At 52.2% G+C, this 19,648-nt stretch carries 12 protein-coding genes; 9 read left to right on the top strand and 3 right to left on the bottom strand.

Annotated features, from left to right (window positions below):
- Positions 1-22 precede the first annotated feature (22 nt).
- From B5D23_RS09065 to B5D23_RS09100, 8 genes are all read left to right on the top strand, one after another.
- Positions 23-1,288, top strand: coding sequence for a divergent polysaccharide deacetylase family protein (locus B5D23_RS09065; protein WP_078685109.1), 1,266 nt, complete (start codon positions 23-25; stop codon positions 1,286-1,288).
- Between the two features lie 17 nt (positions 1,289-1,305).
- Positions 1,306-2,280, top strand: a complete 975-nt coding sequence (locus tag B5D23_RS09070; RefSeq protein WP_078685110.1) for an ABC transporter substrate-binding protein — start codon at positions 1,306-1,308, stop codon at positions 2,278-2,280.
- Positions 2,281-2,355: 75 nt separating this feature from the next.
- A complete protein-coding gene (locus B5D23_RS09075) occupies positions 2,356-3,237 on the top strand; it encodes an ABC transporter permease (RefSeq protein ID WP_078685111.1) in 882 nt (293 codons plus the stop codon).
- Complete coding sequence (locus tag B5D23_RS09080; protein WP_078685112.1) at positions 3,237-4,031, top strand: ABC transporter ATP-binding protein; 795 nt, start codon at positions 3,237-3,239, stop codon at positions 4,029-4,031. The genes B5D23_RS09075 and B5D23_RS09080 overlap by 1 nt, the downstream gene beginning before the upstream one ends.
- A 60-nt stretch (positions 4,032-4,091) precedes the next feature.
- Positions 4,092-4,514, top strand: a complete 423-nt coding sequence (ndk, locus tag B5D23_RS09085) for a nucleoside-diphosphate kinase (protein WP_078685113.1) — start codon at positions 4,092-4,094, stop codon at positions 4,512-4,514.
- 12 nt (positions 4,515-4,526) lie between these two features.
- On the top strand, positions 4,527-5,330 hold the full coding sequence (gene proC, locus B5D23_RS09090) for a pyrroline-5-carboxylate reductase (protein ID WP_078685114.1): 804 nt from the start codon (positions 4,527-4,529) through the stop codon (positions 5,328-5,330).
- 192 nt (positions 5,331-5,522) lie between these two features.
- Entirely contained in the window at positions 5,523-6,317 is a 795-nt protein-coding gene (locus B5D23_RS09095) for an HAD-IIB family hydrolase (RefSeq protein ID WP_078685115.1), read from the top strand.
- A 208-nt stretch (positions 6,318-6,525) separates the two neighbouring features.
- On the top strand, positions 6,526-7,599 hold the full coding sequence (locus tag B5D23_RS09100; RefSeq protein ID WP_078685116.1) for a DUF6765 family protein: 1,074 nt from the start codon (positions 6,526-6,528) through the stop codon (positions 7,597-7,599).
- Positions 7,600-7,964: 365 nt separating this feature from the next.
- On the opposite strand, the gene B5D23_RS09105 is transcribed toward B5D23_RS09100, so the two are convergent.
- A complete protein-coding gene (locus tag B5D23_RS09105) occupies positions 7,965-10,145 on the bottom strand; it encodes a RelA/SpoT family protein (RefSeq protein WP_078685117.1) in 2,181 nt (726 codons plus the stop codon).
- A gap of 22 nt (positions 10,146-10,167) precedes the next feature.
- Positions 10,168-11,871: a peptide-binding protein gene (locus B5D23_RS09110; RefSeq protein ID WP_078685118.1), complete on the bottom strand. Its 1,704-nt coding sequence runs from the start codon at positions 11,869-11,871 to the stop codon at positions 10,168-10,170.
- A 233-nt stretch (positions 11,872-12,104) separates the two neighbouring features.
- Between B5D23_RS09110 and B5D23_RS09115 the strand changes: the two genes are divergently transcribed.
- On the top strand, positions 12,105-15,323 hold the full coding sequence (locus B5D23_RS09115) for a DEAD/DEAH box helicase (RefSeq protein ID WP_078685119.1): 3,219 nt from the start codon (positions 12,105-12,107) through the stop codon (positions 15,321-15,323).
- Between the two features lie 114 nt (positions 15,324-15,437).
- On the opposite strand, the gene B5D23_RS09120 is transcribed toward B5D23_RS09115, so the two are convergent.
- Positions 15,438-19,610 (bottom strand): DUF748 domain-containing protein, encoded by a 4,173-nt coding sequence (locus B5D23_RS09120; protein ID WP_078685120.1) that lies wholly within the window; start codon positions 19,608-19,610, stop codon positions 15,438-15,440.
- Positions 19,611-19,648: the final 38 nt, after the last annotated feature.

A 19,648-nucleotide genomic window follows, 5' to 3' on the forward strand; every position in this document is an offset into this window, starting at 1 on the left:
GTCCGGCGCTCTTTTTTTAGGTATGCCCGAACAGACACCGACTCCCCCAAAAACGACAAAGTTCACTGTCCAGCCAGCATATCTTGTTGGCTCCACTGCCATTCTTCTTGTTGCCCTCTTTCTGACGCTTTTCCTGCTCTTTCAGGGTTCTGATGACCCCACTCCACAGGCAGCGCAACAGGCCGCAGCAGTACAGCCCTCCTCCGCAAAGGCCCCACAGCAGCATGCAGCAGAAGCCGCCACAGGCCCTGTTCATGATGACAACCTCGCCCACCTCTATGAGGAAACGCTGGGCGCTCCACTTGAGCAGCTCATCCGCCGTGTCGACTTTGCCATTCTGCACAGTCTTATCGCCCAAAACTACGGTCCAGCCCACATTGAGCTGGATGAAGTTTCGCTACACACCTACCACGGCGAACCATATCTTTTTCAGCGCCAAAACATTGAGCTCAATGAGAAACCTCAGGCCTTTTTGCTCGAGCTGAAAAGAGAACTGCAAAAATGGGCACCAGAAGCCCGCATGCAGGGCGAAAAAGAAAAAATATTCATCACATTACTGGGCCTTAAAACACATGAACTGAGCTTTCCCATTCCTCTTGGGCCTCTGAACCAGCCCCAAAAACAGGGAAAACTTTCCATTGTCATTGATGATATGGGCCGCAGCCTCAATTTTGCACGGCAACTTTCGCAATTGCCATATCCCGTAACATTCTCTATTCTGCCGCAAATGCCACACTCCGCGCAGGTTGCAGACCATGCTGCACAGGCAGGACTCGACGTCATGCTTCACCTGCCAATGGAGCCAAAGGCATACCCCAAAGTCCGGCCCGGTCCGGGAGCACTCTTCGTCCGCATGTCGCAGAGGGAAATTCTTGACACACTTCGCGCTGATCTGGATCAAATGCCGCGGGCTGTTGGGGTCAATAACCACATGGGGTCTCGCTTCACCTCGTATCCAGAAGGGATGGATACAGTGCTTCGCGAACTCAAGTCACAGGGCCTGTTCTTTCTGGACAGCCTGACCTCCCCCACAAGTGTGGCTATTCAAACAGGTCGTGCCGATGGACTGGTCCTCTACCAGCGAGACATTTTTCTTGATAATGTCCGTGATAGAGATGCCATCCTGAGACAACTGGATAAGGCGCAGCGCGTCGCAACACGCAAAGGGCAGGCCATTGCCATTGGGCACCCCTACCCGGAAACGCTCAAAGCGCTGCAAGACTGGGCAGAAATCCATAACAAGGCCATCACTATGGTGCCTATTTCTGCTCTCGAACCATTACGCTAATTCAGGAAGGGATACCGATGAAGCGTCTGACTCTCTGCCTTCTGGCTGCACTTCTTTTGGCAGCCATGCCGCTTAGCGCGGCGCAGGCCAAAACATTTCACGTTTCTGTAAGCCAATTCGTAGAGCACCCGGCCCTTGACGCCGTTCTTGCTGGTTTCCAGAAAGCACTCAAAGACAGTGGTGTCGAGGTCGAATACTCCGTGCACAATGCACAGGCCAAAATCTCCACTGCAAACCAGATTGCGCAGGCCATTGCGGGTGAAAAGCCCGATCTCGTGCTTGCCATCGCCACCCCCAGCGCCCAGACCTGTGCCCAGGTCATGAAAAAAGTTCCGCACATGGCAACCACGCCACTGATCTTTGGCGCTATCACAGATCCTCAGGGTGCCGGACTGGTCAAAAACATCGAAAAACCCGGTGGCTACATCACGGGTGTTTCCGACAAAAGCCCTGTTGGCCGCCACGTCGACATGATCCGCGAGTTCCAGCCAGAGCTGAAAACCCTCGGCGTTGTCTATAACGCTGGTGAAACCAACTCCAAAACACTGGTCGACATGCTCCGCGCTGCCTGCAAAGAGCGCGGCCTTGGTCTTGAGGAAGCAACTGTCGCCACCTCCGGTGACATTTACATGGCCGCCAAGACGCTTGCTGGCCGTGTGGATGCCATCTACGCCCCCACTGACAATACCATTATCTCTGCCATCGAATCTCTGGTGCGCGTCTGCCGCCAGAACCGGATGCCGCTGTATGCTGCCGACGTCTCCTCTGTGGAACGTGGTGCAGTCGCAGCGCTTGGCTTTGACTATTTCCAGCACGGTGTTCAGGCTGGTCAAATGGCAAAGCGCATCCTCGCTGATGGCGTTCTTCCCGCTGATCTTCCCGTTGAGTTCCAAAAAGAGCTTTCTCTTCAGATCAACCTGTCTTCTGCCAAGGCTATGGGTCTCGATGTCCCGGAAGCCATGCTGAAAAAAGCTGACAAGGTACTGAAATAATCTCTCTCAAGACACTCTGGGGGGCCGTCGCAGTGCCCCCCTTCTTCTCGAAACTCTTACTCTACGAGAAAAAGCATGACCCTTTTTGCGTTACTCGGCGCCCTCGAACAGGGACTCGTGTACGGCATTATGGTTCTGGGCGTATACCTGACGTTCAGAATTCTCGATTTCCCCGATCTGACCGTCGACGGCAGTCTGCCTCTTGGCGCTGCTGTCACTGCCGTTGCCATCACGCACGGCATTGACCCGACGCTCTCTCTTGTCTGTGCCATGTTTGCCGGATTCCTCGCAGGTGCCGTCACAGGCATCCTGAATACCAAGTTCGGCATTCTGCACCTGCTGGCATCCATTCTAACCATGACGGCGCTGTATTCCATCAATATCCGAATCATGGGCGCACCAAACATCGCCCTGCTTGGCGTCGACACGGTTATGGATTCCATTAGTGCATTTGGGCTTCCTGCCTACATTGCCTCTCCTGTCTTTTTTGGCATTGTCGCCATTCTGGTTTGCGTCGGCCTTGTGTGGTTCCTCTACACAGAACATGGCCAGACCCTGCTTGCCACAGGTGGCAACAAGCAGATGATTACCAGTCAGGGTGTTGATACCGACAAAATCATTATCATCGGCGTTGGCCTGTCCAATGCGATGGTTGCCCTGTGCGGCGGACTCGTCGCCCAGAATCAGGGAGCCGCAGATGTCAACATGGGTGTTGGAACCATTGTTGCCGGACTGGCCTCTGTTATTGTTGGTGAAACCCTGTTTGGCTCCAGCAGCATCCCTCGGGCTATCTTTGCAGCTTTGGCCGGTTCTGTTCTGTACCGCGTTGCCATTGCGCTGGCCCTTGGTCTGAAGATTGGCAGCTTCTCTTTTACTCCAAGTGACCTGAACCTCATCACTGCGGTTCTGGTTATTGCTGCCCTGTCTCTTCCCAAACTCAAAAAGAGGTTTGCGTAATGCTGCGACTTGAAGATATTTGCCTCAGCTTCCACAAAGGAAGCGTCAACGAGGTTCAGGCGCTGAACTCGCTGAACCTCACCATTCACGAGGGTGACTTCATTACAGTGATTGGCTCCAACGGAGCAGGAAAGTCTACTCTTCTGAACACCTTGGCGGGGACGTATTTTCCTGATAGTGGTTCGATCGTCCTCATGGAAAATGACATCACGCGCTGGCCGGAGTACCGCCGCGCACGTCATATGGGACGAGTCTTTCAGGACCCTCTGATGGGGACCTGTGCCTCCATGACCATTGCCCAGAATCTTGCCCTTGCCCGTCGACGCTCCTCAAAACGGAGCTTTCGCCCCGGCGTTACCGCTGCGGACAAGGCCTACTTCCGCAAAGAAGTTCACAAGATTGGACTGGGGCTTGAGGACCGGCTCAATGACCGAATCGGTCTGCTGTCTGGAGGCCAGCGACAGGCTCTGACCCTGCTCATGGCGACGATGGTACGGCCGGACATTCTGCTTCTGGACGAGCATACGGCGGCGCTTGATCCCAAGACTGCCAACTCTGTTCTCAAACTCACGGAATTTCTTGTCGAGGACCTGAAGCTGACCACACTGATGGTTACGCACAACATGAATCAGGCCATTAAAATGGGAAATCGCCTCATCATGCTGCACCAGGGAGAGGTTATCCTTGATGTGTCTGGAGAAGCAAAACAGGCGCTCACCGTCAATGAACTTTTGGCCCGCTTCTACGCGGTCAAGGGTGAAGATTTCTCCTCTGACAGAATGCTCCTGAGTTAAGAGGCTCTTTCAGGGCGGTGTCCGACTTCTGGACATCCACTCATACCTTTTGGAGAGCTTATGACGACAGAACGCACCTTTTCGATTGTGAAACCCGATGCCGTAGAACGAAACCTCATTGGTAAAATTTTTGCCATGATTGAGGACAGCGGACTGCGCATTGCTGCCACCAAAAAGATTCACATGACCAAGGCGCAGGCCGAAGGCTTTTATGCCGTGCACAAAGACCGTCCGTTCTTCAATGACCTGACGGACTACATGTGTTCTGGTCCCTGTGTTGTGTCTGTACTCGAAGGCGAGAATGCCATTAGCCGCTACCGCGAGCTGATGGGTGCCACAAATCCGGAAAATGCCGCAGAGGGGACAATCCGCAAGCGTTTTGCTAAAAACATTGAAGCGAATTCCGTCCACGGTTCCGATGCCCCCGAAACCGCTGCTACAGAAATCGCCTATTTCTTCAATCAACTGGAGATAGTGGGCTAAAGCGAGAGCTGTATGAAAACCGTTCTGGGTGTCGTCGGCCTTGGCAACATGGGAAGCGCCATTGTAAAAGGCCTTTCCTGCCGCGACGACCTGACCATCGTGGGCTTCGACGTGAACGAAGCCAGCATGAAATGCCTTGGAGAAAAATGCAGCATGGTGACTGCGCGTTCTGCAACGGAACTGGCCAGCAAGGCTGACTACGTTATCGTTGCCGTCAAGCCGCAGTACATGAAGCCACTCCTTGCTGAAATCGGCCCGGTGCTCAACAAAGAGAACCAGTGTCTCTTGTCCATCGCCGCAGGTATCCGCATGGACCAGCTGCGCGAGGATTCTGGAACCACTGTCCCAGTGGTGCGGATTATGCCCAACACCCCGGCCATGATTGGCAAGGGCTGCTTTGCGGTCTGCCTTGATGACGCCAAGCTCAGCCAGGAGCAAAAAGACTTTATCGTCAGCGCTCTGGAAAGCCTTGGTCAGGTCAACGTCCTGCCCGAGCAGCAGTTTGACGCGTTTACCGCACTGGTTGGCTCCGGCCCTGCATATGTTTTCTATTTCATGGAAGCGATGATCGAAGCAGGCGTCACCTTGGGTCTGTCTCGAACACAGGCCACAGCAATGACACAGGCCCTGTGCACAGGCTCAACCGCACTGGTTGAGCAAAGCGACAAGCACATTTCCGAACTTCGCGAAATGGTCTGTTCGCCCGCAGGGACAACAATCGCAGCAACCAATCACATGGATGCGAATGCCGTTCGGGCAACGATTGTTGAAGCTGTCAACAAAGCCTATCTGCGCAGCATTGAGCTGGGCAAATAAGCCTGCCACTTAGCTATTTAGGCGGATAACCTTTGGGTTGTCCGCCTTTTTTTACGAAATTTCCTTTTCCTTCGGCTCAAATTTGGCTACCGCTCTTTTCGGATATTTCTCAATAAAATTTGTATACTCTCTCGAGAGCCAGTCCCCTGCACGGACTTGCCAACGCTCATCTGATAATTGAAAGGAACAGCAATGCGCCCTCTTATCGAATTTTCCCGCGAGGCACGTGCCAAAATCCGCTACGTGCTCACAGACATTGACGATACCCTGACCAACGACGGCCAGCTTCCGGCCGCTGCATACATGGCAATGGAAAAGCTTCACACCGCAGGCATCAAAGTTATTCCCATCACAGGCCGCCCTGCTGGCTGGTGCGATCACATTGCCCGCATGTGGCCCGTTGACGGACTGGTTGGAGAAAACGGTGCCTTTTATTTCCGCTATGACGCGGAGTCCCGCAAAATGGTTCGCCGCTATTTTAAGAATGAAACAGAACGCATCGAGGATCGCAAAAAGCTCAAGGCTCTGGAATGCAAAATTCTGGAAGAAATTCCCGGTTGCGCAGTCGCAGCGGATCAGGCCTACCGCGAGGCAGATCTCGCCATTGATTTTTGTGAAGACGTTCCAGCCCTGCCCATGACTGAAGTTCGCCACATTGCAGAGATGTTCTCAGAAGTTGGTGCCGAGGCAAAAATCAGCTCTATCCACGTCAATGGCTGGTTTGGCGGCTATGACAAGCTTTCCATGACCAGAACATTCCTCAAAGAAGTCTACGGCGAAGATCTCGATGCAATCCGCGAACAGGTCGTGTTCTGTGGCGACTCTCCCAATGACTGCCCAATGTTCTCCTTTTTCCCTCATGGGGTAGGCGTCGCCAACGTCAAAGACCTTGAGCAGGAAATGGATGCACTACCAAGCTGGATCACTCCAGAACGTGGAGGTTATGGATTTGCCCAGCTCGCCGAGGCTCTGCTCGACGCGCGCTAAAATATCCAAAGTCCTATTCGACTGCCTGTGCCTTCTGGATGCAGGCAGTCTTTTTTTGCCCTACCCACAGCTCCCGCAGAAAACACCCTACCTTCCCTACCTTTTTTACATAAGAGCCTACTTTCTCGTAATCTTTTGGAACCACCTTGACACAGCACTTTCTGCAATATAGACCTTTAGATATTCTCTTTCTCACTGGGAAGGTGCTATGCAGATAGATTTTCACCATACTGTCAGCTATGTCGTCGCCCGCGAGGCTGGTTTTGGGCATGAAGATGCAAGCCAGATTGCGTATGCTGCCCAGTATGTTGATGATGCGGTTAATTCCCATCCCGTGCGTTTTGATGATGGAGAGATGTTTGCACGCATCTGCTCCGCACACGAGATGCTTGATTACCGGAACTTTAAGGAACTTGCGAACCATCTTGTTTGGATTCCTTTTCACTTCCTGCCCGGCAATACGAACGAGCAGGGACATCCAGCAGAGCGTTTTGTTTGCAAGCCAGACAGTGAGGTTGCCCGGGAAATGGTTCGGGCCTGCATTCGCGATGCTGATGCACAGTACGCCCTGATGCGCCTTGGAGTCACTCTCCATGTGTATGCGGACACATGGGCACATCAAGAATTTGCAGGAATCAACCATCCCCATAACGACATTCGTGACATTCGCCACGAATCCGATGCAACCCGGCCGTGGTTCCAAAAAATCTGCACCTACTTTGGCGACTGCTTTGACAAGGCCACAGGCCAATTCGTGGGAGATGCGCTCCCACTTGGGCACGGAGCAGCACTATCGTACCCTGATTTGCCATACCTCAGCTGGTCATATCAGGACGCGTATGGTCATCGGCATACAAGAAACAATACGCTGGAATTTCTTCATGCCGCTGACATGATGTGCCGCGCTGCCCGCGCATTCCGAACCCGGAATGCCCAGTTTGAAAACACCGAGGGTCTCTCAGACTCAGCTCTGGCCCTCATTCGCATGAATTTTGAAAAATTTACTGAGGAAGATGGCAACTCTCGCCACGAAAACTGGTTACGCTCCCTTCGTGAAGACTTTGGCTATGAAGTCGTACCTCAGTACATTCACAAGGGTCCAAATTCGTGGCAATTCCAGGCTCTTGGCCGTGCCGTCGCGAGCACGCCCCAAGGTCCAGAGTTCCATATGTGGGACGGTTTTTATCGCAGTAGCTGGAAACTGTTCCACGATGCTCTCGCAGCGCATCAGTATGATGTTTTGCGACGCATTCTTCCGCAGTTTGGGATTCTGGCGGCATAGACCCTGAGCGGCAAAACAAGGTCTCGTCAGAAAACTTTTCGGTGTAGGTGGGTTCCCCCAGACGATTCCCCCACCTTGTCCCCCACCTGCACCGAAGTATATTTCCGTCAAATTTTGTCCTCTGCCATGCACTGCTCTCTTCCTGCGTGGCGTGCGGCATATAGATGAACTGGTATTGTGTCCAAACGTTTAGGCGAGTCCACATGTGACTGGAGCTCCTCAGAGGACACCGCGGCGGTGGTAAAGCACTTCGAGAGAAACGCAATCCTTCTCTCCCTCTCTCCAGCATCGTCACCCTGTCCTTTTCCAGACACAAAAAAGGCCCGGTAATCCGGGCCTTTTATTTTTTTGTAGACGACGCGCTATCAGGATGGCGCCCGTGTTGTCACACGAACGGCTTCAATCACGTGCGGAATTGCACTGATGACATCCAGCGTCTTATACAAATGCTTGGAGTCTCGAACCCCAATGATGAACACCAGTTCTGAATTCCCATCCACATTGGAACGGAAATTCCCAGAATCAATATTCACCTCCTGAGCAGACAACTTGCTGGCAATGCGTGAAAGCATCCCCGGCTCATCCTTGCACAGAATGCGAATCTTCGCGGAATACAAGCGATCCTGCTCATTCTCCCACGAAATATTCAGCAAACGCTCTGGCTCCATGTTCGAGGTATTCGGGCAGTCCACAGTGTGAACCGTCACGCCTTTTCCTCGGCTAATGTATCCAATAATCGGATCACCAGGGACAGGATTACAGCACTTTGCAAAACGAATCAGGACATCATCCACGCCACTGATTTTAATATTGTCTGTGCCCCGCTCCTGCTGTTCCTGTTGCTGCTGAGGCTGAGCAGAACGCTCATCCGGCAAAAGATCTGTCTCTGCCACGGTCGCCGTTGGCGCGGGCATAAGACGGTTCAAAACCTGACGCGGCGTCAGACGGGAATACCCCACCGCAGAAAACAGCTCGTCCACAGTCTTGAACGAAAATTCTGCGGCAACGCTTTCCAGATCACCTGACTTAATGAGCTTGGCCACATTCAGGCCCATTTTTCGGCCTTCTTTCTCCAGCATCTCACGGGCAAGAGCAATGGAACGCGCCCGTTCCTCAGTCCGGATAAAATGCTTAATGCGAGTTCTGGCCTTTGCTGTTTTGACAAACTTGAGCCAGTCCCGGCTCGGACGACGATTCGAGTCAGAAATAACCTCAACCGTATCGCCATTTCGAAGCTTTCTCGCCAGCGGAACCAGTCGGCCATTGACTCGTGCACCTGCGCAGTGATCTCCAACTTCGGAGTGAATCAGGTACGCAAAGTCCACAGGGGTGGCCCCATCAGGAAGTTCTTTCACATCACCACGGGGTGTGAAAACGTACACTTCGTCCTTGAACAGATCGAAGCGCAATGACTTCATAAACTCCTTGGGATCAGATTCTTCCTTCTGCCAGTCCATGATTTCCCGCAACCACGAGAAGCGCTCCATGTCCTTGGACTGCGCTTTGTTCCCTTCCTTGTAGCTCCAGTGCGACGCCACACCATATTCTGCAATACGGTGCATTTCTTCCGTACGAATCTGAATCTCAATGCGCTCACCCTCAGGACCAATGACCGTCGTATGAAGACTCTGGTACATATTCGCCTTAGGCATGGATATGTAATCCTTGAAGCGCCCGGGAACAGGCTTCCAGTCTGCATGAGCAAGGCCAAGCACCGCGTAGCAGTCCTTGATGCTCTGAACAATCACACGAAAAGCAATAATATCGTGAACCTTGTCCAGAGTCAGACCCTGCTGCTGCATCTTGTGATAGGTGCTGTAAATATGCTTGATGCGCCCTGTCACTCGACCAGAGATGCTATTTGACGTCAGCTTTTTATAAATCAGGGCGATAACCCGATCAATGTACGCCTGCCCTTCCTGAGACCGTTCATGCAAGCCCTTGCTCAGCTGGGTGTACACATCCGGTTTCAGATACTGCAAACTCAGGTCTTCCAGTTCAACCTTAATGCGGTGCAAACCAAGACGGTTCGCTAGCGGAGCATAAATATCCAAGGTCTCGCGGGAAATGGACCGCTGCTTGTGTGGAAGCATAAACTGCATGGTCCGCATGTTATGCAGGCGGTCACAGAGCTTCACCATCAGCACGCGAATATCTTCGCTCATGGCCATCACCATTTTGCGAATATTCTCGGCCTGTGCAGCTTCCTTGGAATCAAACGACATCTGCATCCGGCTAATCTTGGTCACACCATCAACAATGTCTGCAACCTCTTCCCCAAACAGACTGTCGATGTCCTCAATGGAAGCTTTGGTATCTTCTACTGTGTCGTGCAAAAGGCCAGCCGCAATGGTCGCCCCATCCAGTCGCATGTCTGCCAGTGTGTTGGCGACTTCCAGAGGATGCGACAGGTATGGTTCACCAGAGCGTCGCGTCTGCCCGGCATGAGCCGTTGCAGAATACACGTACGCCTTCTGAATAAGGGCCTGATCTTTTTCAGGTAAAAAGCCCTTTGTTTTTTCAAGTATTTCGTGAATTCGTATCATTATGCCAGTGCTTCCTTTGAGATCACGGCTCCAGAGTATGGCGCTGCATCATTTTCGGCACCCACCACCATTCCAAGTTATGAGAAATCCCCGCGGGTGCCGTCGAAACATTTTGAAAACGGGATGAAACAACAGGCAAAGCCTGTGGGACACACAGGAACAGATAGGGCTGCTCTTTATAAAGAATCTCCTGCGCCCTGTCATAAACAGCCTTGCGTTCGGCCTGATCCATCAGGTCTCGTCCCTTGGCCACAAGCTCATCAAGCTGCGGATTGCTGTAACGAATAAAATTCAGGCCACCAGCAACCGCTTTTGAAGAATGCCAAACATTATAAATATCCGGGTCCTGCGGAATGGTCCAGCCCATAACCACCGCATCAAAGTTCGCGGTATCAAGGAACTGCTTCAAAAACGCGGCCCACTCCACAGTCCGCATCTTCACCACGATGCCCAAATCTTTAAGATTTGCCTGCACAATCGTAGCTATTTTAATTCGCTGCTCATTGCCCTGGTTCGTCAGAATCGTAAACGAGAACGGCTTGCCGTCCTTATCCAAAACTCCATCGCCGTCCGAATCGGTCCAACCAGCTTCCGCCAAAAGCGCCTTTGCCTTGGCAACATCATACGGATACGGCTTCAGCTTTGTATTATACACCCATGTTCCCGGCTTATACGGGCCAACGGTCGGCTCGGCAAAGCCCATGTAGACACCCTTGATAACCGCGTCTGTATTGACGCCATAGGCAAGGGCCTGACGAACCCGCTTGTCCTGAAACAGTTTCTTTTTAAAATTCCAGCCCACAAAATTATACCCAAAGGACAAGTATTTGAACTTTTTGAAGTTCTGTTCCCAGGACGGACCTTTGGTCTGGAAAAGATACTGCTGCGGAGACAGCCCCATATAATCAAGATTCTGGGACTCCAGTTCAAGAAACATGGCTGCGCTATCTGGAATAATCTTGAATGCTATGCCATCAAGATGTGGACGGCCAAGAAAATACTGAGGGTTGGCAGCCAAAACAAGAGACTGTCCGGCTTTCCATTCCTTGAGGACAAAAGGACCAGCGCCAACAGGATTCCTGCTGTAGCGGGTATTCATGAGGTTTTCGCCCTGCAAAATATGCTTGGGCATAATGTCCATTGCCCACGAAACAAGCGCCTTGGCAAAGGGCTTGTCGTACACAATCTCAAAAGTATATCGGTCAATTTTCCGAAATTCTTTGACCCGCTTATAATTTTCTGAGTATGCCGTCGGTGTTTTGGGGTCAACCATCATTCGCCACGTAAATTCGACGTCATCAGCGGTCAGCTCCTGACCATCCTGCCACAGGATGCCCTGCCGCAAGACAAAGCGAAGACGTTTGCCCCCATCAAGGACCTCGTACGACTTGGCTGCATACGGCTCAAGCTCAATGTCTTTGTTGTAGCGAACAAGAGACACATAGAGCATTGAAGTCACTTCCATTGATGCAGAATCTGAGGCCAGTGGAGAAAGGAGATTGGAAGGTTCTCCAATAAGACCACGCACAAGCATGCCCCCCTGCTCGGGAGAAGAGGGGATTTGCGCACTTGCCTGACCACCTTGTGCGTCAGACTCAGTCTGTGCACTTTGGGAACCAGAGGCTGACGATGCAGATTTATCCTGCTCCGCGCCTGAGCCACAAGCGCAAAGAAAACAGGATATTAGAACAATAAATACACGAATAGCCAAGCTGCGGGCAGCCATATCATTTTCCTTGTGTGCTTTCCGAATTGATCAAAAGAGGGTAAACTTGACACTCTGCCAACTCATACGTCTGTTCATGAGTATGAAGCAGAGTCAGCAAAATGCCAAGGCCCCTTGAAAAACATACGCAGATGTATATAATCGCGCAGGCTTCAAAGGCTCTTCCAAGGTCCGCATACCCGCCGAAGGGTGCCGAAGCTCAATCCAGCGAGAAGTGAGAGGCTAACAAGATTATGGACAATGCTGATGAGAAGATTGTAGAAAATCTTCTTCAGGAATTCATCAACTTTACCGTACCCGACTACATTCTGGACGGCGCTCGACAGATTGTGAGCAACAATGGCGTCCAGAAACTTTCCCTTAACAAACGGGAAGGATACTGGGACGTAGAAGGACAGATAGAAGGAGAAGACTTTCAGGCCTATAGTTCTGAGCTTGGTCTTAACCTCTCTGAGGGAACTGTTAATTTCTACTGTAACTGCCCGGATTCCTTTTCTGGCGTGTGCAAGCACGTCGGAGCAACCGCACTCAAACTTTACCAGACTTTTGAAGTCAAAGAAGAAGGCACCGCCCCGCAGCAAAGCTCGGACTGGCGGCAGTGCTTCCGCTCGTACTTTGCTACCGAGCCGGAGCCAGAAGCTGGTAAACATTACCTCATTTTTCGATTTTTCCCAGAACCGGGCCGACTTCAGGTCGCATTCTACCGGGCACGCCAAAACAAATCTGGCCTGTCCACCGTGCAAAATGAAGTGACCCTTGAGCAGATCATCAACAATGACGACTGGTGCGAGGTTTCTCCTCGTCTGCCTCAGGTTGCCGAGCAAATCAGCCGCTACCTTGATTACGCAGGACACCGCGTTGACATTCCCGAAGGTCTGATCTCCTGGTTTTTCTGGGCTATTCAAGATGAATATTACATCTTCCGGGAAGACTCCGAGCAGATTATTCGCATTGAGCCACGCACAATGCGCCTCAAGCTCTCCCCCGTTATCAGCGAAGACGGCGTCGCCTTCGACGTCCTGCTTGACCACGAAGGGAAAATTCCCTTTTCCATCCGTGACGAGCAGGTCTACTTCTATGGGCAGCTTCCTATCTGGGCATATTACAAACAGACTTTTTACCCGGTTCAGACAGGCTTGTCTCCTGAGCTGATTCGGGACATGACCCAGTCCAGCCCTGTCATTCAAAACAATGACATTTCCGAATTTCTTGATCGAGTCTGGACCAAACTTCCGTCGTCGGACGTACACGGACAGGACGAATTCATCGAAAAAATGAGTCCGTTCTTCATCCCGGCAGAATACGCACCAAAGCTCTTCCTTGATGAGGAAGGAAGTCTGCTGACCCTGCGCATTCACAACGCCTACGAGACAGAACACGGCGAAGCAGCGCTTCCCGGACCAGATCCGGACCTCCAGACAGGCAGCTACTCTTATGAGGGCAAGTCTTACCTCATCCTGCGCCAGCAGCAAAAAGAAGCGGAACTGACTGCGACGCTTCTGGAGATGGGGTTCCAGCCCAGAGACACGGATACATGGTTCCTCGAACCAGAAGAAGCCATTAGTTTCCTGCTCGACAACTACCCTGCCCTTGTCGAAAAGTACCGCGTCTACGGTGAAAAGAATCTCACCCGCTACAAGGTCCGCCTGAGCACCCCGAACATCGTGGCCGAGGTCAAAAGTGATGAACAGGAAGAGGAAAACAATTCCTGGTTCACCCTTGATCTTAACGTCGAATACGACGGCCACCGGGTGCCGATCGACATCATTTGGGAAGCATGGACCAGCGGAAAGCGCTACGTTCAGCTCAAGGACGGCTCCTACACAAGCCTGCCTGAAAAGTGGCTCGAAAAGCTTGGACACAAGCTCAAGACTATGGGCTTCGATCCTGAAAAGCCGCCGCAAAAAGAGTTCAAGCAGTACGAAGCTCCTGTGCTGGACAAAATTCTGGAAGATCTTCCCGATGCTGTCACCGACGGTTTCTGGGATAACCTGAAAGAAAAAATCCATAGCTTTGAGCAGATCACTCCGGTGAACCAGCCTGAGACGCTGAATGCAACGCTTCGCCCGTATCAGGTTCAGGGTGTATCCTTCCTGAACTTCCTGAACGAATACGGCTTTGGTGGCATTCTGGCTGACGAAATGGGTCTTGGTAAAACCATTCAGACCCTGTCATTCCTGCTGCATCTTACTGAAAATGGAGCCACCAAGCCCAGCCTTATCGTTGTGCCGACCTCTGTTTTGCCCAACTGGGAGCGAGAAGCAGAAAAATTTGTTCCCCAGCTCAAGCGTCTGACGATTTATGGTGCTCGCCGCGACCACCTGTTCAAAAAAATTCCCAAGGCACAGCTCGTTTTCACGACCTATGCACTTCTTCGCCGAGACCTTGAGGAACTGAAAAATTACGAGTTCACCTCGCTTATTCTTGACGAAGCACAGAACATCAAGAACCCGAACACCATCACCTCCAGAGCGGTCCGCATGATTGATTCTGATCTGCGCATCTGCCTCTCTGGTACGCCCATCGAGAACAACCTCTTTGAGCTGTGGAGTCTCTTCGAGTTCCTGATGCCCGGTTTCCTCGGTTCCCAGCATTCGTTCCAGCGTGGCATCATCAAACCCATCAAGGATGGCGATGAAGAAACACTGGACTACCTGCGGACCCGCGTAAAGCCGTTCATTCTGCGCCGTACCAAGAGCGCGGTGGCAAAGGACCTTCCGCCGAAGATCGAAAGCGTGCAGTACTGCGCGCTGGCCGAAGAGCAGATGGAGCTGTACTCCATGCTCGCCAAAAAGCTTCGCGATCAGGTTCTGGCAGACGTGGACGAAAAGGGCATGGCCAAGAGCCAAATGTCCATTCTGGACGCACTGCTCAAGCTGCGCCAGATTTGTTGTCACCCTCGCCTGCTCAAGCTGGATATTCCGGGTGTCTCGACCAACCTGCCTTCGGGCAAATTCGACGCCTTCAAGAACATGGTTTCCGACATCATCGAAGAAGGCCACAAGGTTCTGGTCTTCTCCCAGTTCGTCTCCATGCTTCACATCATCAGATCGTGGCTCCAGATCAACGAGACACCGTTCTGCTATCTTGATGGCTCCAGCAAGGACCGTTTTGATCAGGTTGACAGATTCAATAACACCCCAGAAATTCCAATCTTCCTGATTTCGCTGAAAGCAGGTGGTACGGGTCTGAACCTGACCTCCGCAGACTACGTTATCCACTACGACCCGTGGTGGAACCCGGCTGTGGAAGCTCAGGCAACTGACCGAACACACCGTATTGGCCAGACCAGACAGGTCTTCTCCTACAAGATGATCTGCTCCGGTACTGTTGAAGAAAAGATTCTGACTCTCCAGCAGGAAAAGAAAGGCATTGCCGACGCAATCATTCCGGGCAAGGATTCCTTTAAGAATCTGACCCGCGACGATCTCGAAATGCTCTTCGAAATCTAGCCAAGACCAAAACACTCCAGGCCTCCCAGCTTCTGCCGGGGGGCCTTTTTTCTCCGCAAAAAAGCCCCGCAGCATTTCTGCCACGGGGCTATATTTCTTCTGTGTGTGCCAACTCTAGTTCGTATCCAGCACAACAACATTCCCTGTACCGTTTTTGACCGGAGCCTTATCAATGGCCGCAGGCTTTTTCATAAAGAGCCGCCCCGGATCAATCTTTCCTTCGACTCTGAGGTAGCGCAAGACAGCCTCACCTCGGCGGAATGCCAGTTCGTTCAATGCGCCCGGTCTGTTCGCATGTTCCTTGAACAGCTCTTCCATTTTTTCGACAGGCTGCTCAGAGTCAATGCCAAGGAATCCGGGTTTGGCAAACGGTGCCTTTTCGTACGCAATGCGCAGGAATTTGGGATACTCGTCTTCATTCACCTTGACCTCAAGCTCCGAAGCCGGGGCCTTTCCCTGCTCCTGAAGCTCCAGATACTTTTCGTGGCGGACGGCTTCACGAATCGTTGCATTGCCCAAAGAGGCCTTGTCAATCTTGGGATCAGCATAGCCCGCCAGTTCCAGTTTCATTGACTGCTTGGCAGTCATGGCCTTGGCCAAAGCCGAAAGCTTGGTTATCGCCGTAGGATTCAGGAATGATGATCCCGGATCAAAGGCCACCACGTTTGCAGCTTCGCCTCCACCAAACATACTGCCCAAAACCGTCAGCGGCGAGGTCACAACCTTAAAGAGCAGGTTGAACAAAGTTTTGAGGAAGGTTCGCCCAAGGCTAAAGTGCGGGTCATCGAGCCGACCACTCACCGGGATATTCAAATCAATATCCCCACTAGGCCCACGCAAAAGCGAAAGAATCAGCTGCATGGGCAAACTGATGGCATCAGGATTATCCACTCTGCTTCCTACATCAAGATTGGTAAAGAGCATGTTATTTTCAATCTTGATGTTCGGCCCTGTCAGCTCCACGTCAATATCCGCAGTCAGCTTTCCAGTCGCAAAGGGATACGCAATGGTCTCCAGTGTATATGGCGAAACAGGCGGCATTTCTGCCCCCTGAACCTTGATGTTCAGCTTGGTTTTAAATTCTGAGCCAAAAGGCGTTATGGAGCCGGAGACATTCAGCGGAGCGCCCACACCAAGCCGCGCGTTCACAACGATTTCAGCAGGAGCTTCAGCCACAGTCGAAAAGCCCGTGATATTTCCCTCTGCTTCATGCAGTGCAGTCGCGTAGCTCGGGCTAATCGTCTTGTCTTCAAAAGCGATTTCACCGCCTGAAAGCACGATTTCATTGATGGTCACAGGCGGCATCGATCCCGTTGGGACCTCCACTGCGGCAGAATCAAGTTCATCGGTCTGAGCAGGAGCCTTCAGCACAGCACCTGTGCTCTGAGCCGGTCGCTCTGTCTTCTTCTGCCGTGCGCGTCGTTCTGCCGCAAACTCTGCCTCAAGAGCATCCTGCCCCGGAGCCGTTTTATAGACATGAAGCTCGTCCTTGAGGTCCACGTCAGGAGCAAGCTCTTTTACGTTCAGGCGATCACTTGCCGGAGGAGCAGGTTTACCCGCCATCCGGGCAAGATTGATGCGCCCATCTTTTTCCCGCTCAATTTTCACGTTTGGGTCTTTGATTTCAATCTTGGAAATATCAACCCGAAGCGGCAGAAGCCGAAAATCGACATCCCGTACATCAAGCTTGCCAAGGCTCGCAAAGCGCTCACGGGTCTGCCCATCACGCAGGCGCAGACGCGACAGAGTCGCTGCCCCCGTAAATGTCGCATTGGTTTTGTCTGTCTGAGTAAAGGACCAGTCGCCTGTGACAAACAGTCGACCTCCCGCGACATCCATATCCACGTTTTCGTGCAGGTATCCTGTTAGGGCTGCAAGCGACAAATTCTTGATTTGTGCATTGCCTGCAAACTTGAGCGGGCTGACAGTGCCTTGCCCTGCGGCTTCAATACTTCCACCCCGCATGGCCGTTGCACGTATGGAAAAATCAAGCGGAGCATCCATAGCCGCAGAAATGCCTTTCACGGTGCCAGAAATTTTGCTCAGCGCCACATCCGTTGGCCGCATGAGCGCCGCATCGCGAAACTTTACGGCACAATCCTTAAGCTGCAACACGCCCAGCGTTGCTTTCCACGGCAAACCGCTGCTGGAAGATGACGAAGACGCGGAAGCGCTCTTTTTCCCCTTCCCCGCAGGTGGCACAAAATAATTCACCAGATCAATGCCCTGCTTTGTCTGCGTCAGGCGAGCATCCAGCCCCTGAACAAGCAACTCTGCAATGGATGCCTGCTGAGCCTTGAGGCTCACTTTCGCCCCCTTTGCAGCAAGAGTCTTTGACTGAATCAGAGTGGTCTTGCCCTTGGGATCTTTTATGAGCAGATCAGAAAGCGTGACCCCTGCGTCCTTGATGCGAATGGAATTGGGGTCTGTCCCACCGGACCAAGAAGCCTGCGCACCCAAAATACCCTTGCTTATGGTCAAAGGCACTGCCGCTTTCAAATACGGCGCATAGTCAGGAATATTCAGCCCCCGCAACGTCACGGTTCCGCTGTGCGTCAGCTCACCCACGTCAGCAGACGCGTTCAGCTCAAAATATTCTCCCTTGGGAGAACCAAAATTCACCTTGATCGGGGTGAGGTGGCCCTTTTTCGTATCAAGATCGGTCACGTGAATGGCGAGAGGTGAAATCTTTTTCGTAAACTTCCCCATAGCAAGGTCAGTAAACGAAATTTGCCCATTCGTTACCGAAAAATCATTCAGTATCACGCGGAAAGCCTGGGCCTCCGCACTATCCTCCGGCTCTGCTGCTCCACCTTGCGTTTCAGCAGGGGCAACCGGGTTCTCTTGCGGAGCCTCCTCGGCAGTTCCAGCCGACTTCGCAGGGCTTGGAGATTTCGCAGTCACTTCAGAATTCGTGACAACATCTTTTGCTTTTTCAGCCTCTGAGGCTGGTACACCCTTCGCCCTTGCTTTTGCTGGCGGCCCAGCCTTTGACGGTCCAGCTTTGGATGGTCCGGCCTTTTTGGCTGAATGCTGAGGATTCTCAGGAGCGGCAGCAGGGGCAGTTTCGGCCTCGGCTGCAAAAGCACTCGACGTCAGAGAAAGCGAAGTCTGCGGCTCTGGCTTTTGCTCCGGAGCGATTGGAGCCTCTTTTTTTGGCTCTGGCTGAGCATCTATTTCTGCCTTTGGCTGCGCTTTTGTCTTCTGCTTTACCGAATCATCACTTTTCGTTTTGGCAACCGGAGCAGGCTGCTCCGGTGTCCAGCTCTGAACGTTCAGCGTTCCATCAGCATTTCGCACAAGGTTCACAAAAGGCCCATCAACCCCAAACTTACGGATTCGGGCAACATTCCGGCGCAAGTCCAGCCGATCAATCTGGAGGTCCAGCGAAGACAGTCCGACCATATCCTTGCCCTTTTCCTGCCATGCCAAGTCCTTCACGTTGGCAGTTCCGCTCACGATGATGGCCGGAAGCGTTTCTTCCGAAAACTCAAAATCAACAGCAATACGGCAATCAAGCTTGCCCCGCGTCAATTCAAGCGGCGTGGTGTATGGAATGTACTTTCGATAATACGGCAAATCGACCTGAGTAAGATCAATCACAAAACGCGAAGTCAGCGCAGGGTCAAAGGGACGAGTATTTCCATCCAGTCGAAACGGTTCATTATTGAGCACACCAGACAACTCTGGGCGCACAAATGTTTGTCTGTCTTTTTCGAGGCTCGACACAAAAGGAATAAACAGGTGGAGCTTTCGCAGACTGTTTTCAACCCCATGTACACGGTCGTCTATGTCTGCGCTTCCCCCCTCAATCTCAATTGTATGAATGACGAGCGGCGGAGGCCCAGAAGCTTCCTTTGGCTCCTCTGGAGCATCAGAAACAAGCAGGTCTGCAAAATTACTCTGCTCCCCATCAACCACAATGCGTGCATAGGGATCGACCAAACGCAAGGTCTGCACCACCAGCGCCAGCTTGGGAACTGAGAGCCACGCAATGTCTAAATCAAGCATTCCCAAAGACACAAAGGTTGTGTCCCCTGATGGTTCCTTGATGTCCAGCCCCTCTGCCTGCGTATGCAGAGTCAAAGGATTAAAACGCACCTTTTCAAGGGTAACAGGACGATTCAGGGCCTTGGTGAGCTGTGATTCCACAACAGAGCGCGTCACTGGCGGCACGACAAAAAAGCCCACCAGCACGTACACCACAAAGCACAGCAAAGACACCAAAAGAATTTTATGCAGGCGACGCAAGCTTTTCCAGCTCTGAAATACACCGTTCTTCACCATAGCCTCCGCGCTTTAAAAACAGCATGCAGCATAAGAAA

The sequence above is a fragment of the Desulfobaculum bizertense DSM 18034 genome, assembly GCF_900167065.1.
GTDB lineage: Bacteria > Desulfobacterota > Desulfovibrionia > Desulfovibrionales > Desulfovibrionaceae > Desulfobaculum > Desulfobaculum bizertense.

Excerpts from the sequence above, each read along its gene's own strand:
- B5D23_RS09065 (WP_078685109.1), top strand. The coding sequence starts at position 23 with ATGCCCGAACAGACACCGACTCCCCCAAAAACGACAAAGTTCACTGTC.
- B5D23_RS09070 (WP_078685110.1), top strand. The coding sequence starts at position 1,306 with ATGAAGCGTCTGACTCTCTGCCTTCTGGCTGCACTTCTTTTGGCAGCC.
- B5D23_RS09075 (WP_078685111.1), top strand. The coding sequence starts at position 2,356 with ATGACCCTTTTTGCGTTACTCGGCGCCCTCGAACAGGGACTCGTGTAC.
- B5D23_RS09080 (WP_078685112.1), top strand. The coding sequence starts at position 3,237 with ATGCTGCGACTTGAAGATATTTGCCTCAGCTTCCACAAAGGAAGCGTC.
- ndk (WP_078685113.1), top strand. The coding sequence starts at position 4,092 with ATGACGACAGAACGCACCTTTTCGATTGTGAAACCCGATGCCGTAGAA.
- proC (WP_078685114.1), top strand. The coding sequence starts at position 4,527 with ATGAAAACCGTTCTGGGTGTCGTCGGCCTTGGCAACATGGGAAGCGCC.
- B5D23_RS09095 (WP_078685115.1), top strand. The coding sequence starts at position 5,523 with ATGCGCCCTCTTATCGAATTTTCCCGCGAGGCACGTGCCAAAATCCGC.
- B5D23_RS09100 (WP_078685116.1), top strand. The coding sequence starts at position 6,526 with ATGCAGATAGATTTTCACCATACTGTCAGCTATGTCGTCGCCCGCGAG.
- B5D23_RS09105 (WP_078685117.1), bottom strand. The coding sequence starts at position 10,145 with ATGATACGAATTCACGAAATACTTGAAAAAACAAAGGGCTTTTTACCT.
- B5D23_RS09110 (WP_078685118.1), bottom strand. The coding sequence starts at position 11,871 with ATGGCTGCCCGCAGCTTGGCTATTCGTGTATTTATTGTTCTAATATCC.
- B5D23_RS09115 (WP_078685119.1), top strand. The coding sequence starts at position 12,105 with ATGGACAATGCTGATGAGAAGATTGTAGAAAATCTTCTTCAGGAATTC.
- B5D23_RS09120 (WP_078685120.1), bottom strand. The coding sequence starts at position 19,610 with ATGGTGAAGAACGGTGTATTTCAGAGCTGGAAAAGCTTGCGTCGCCTG.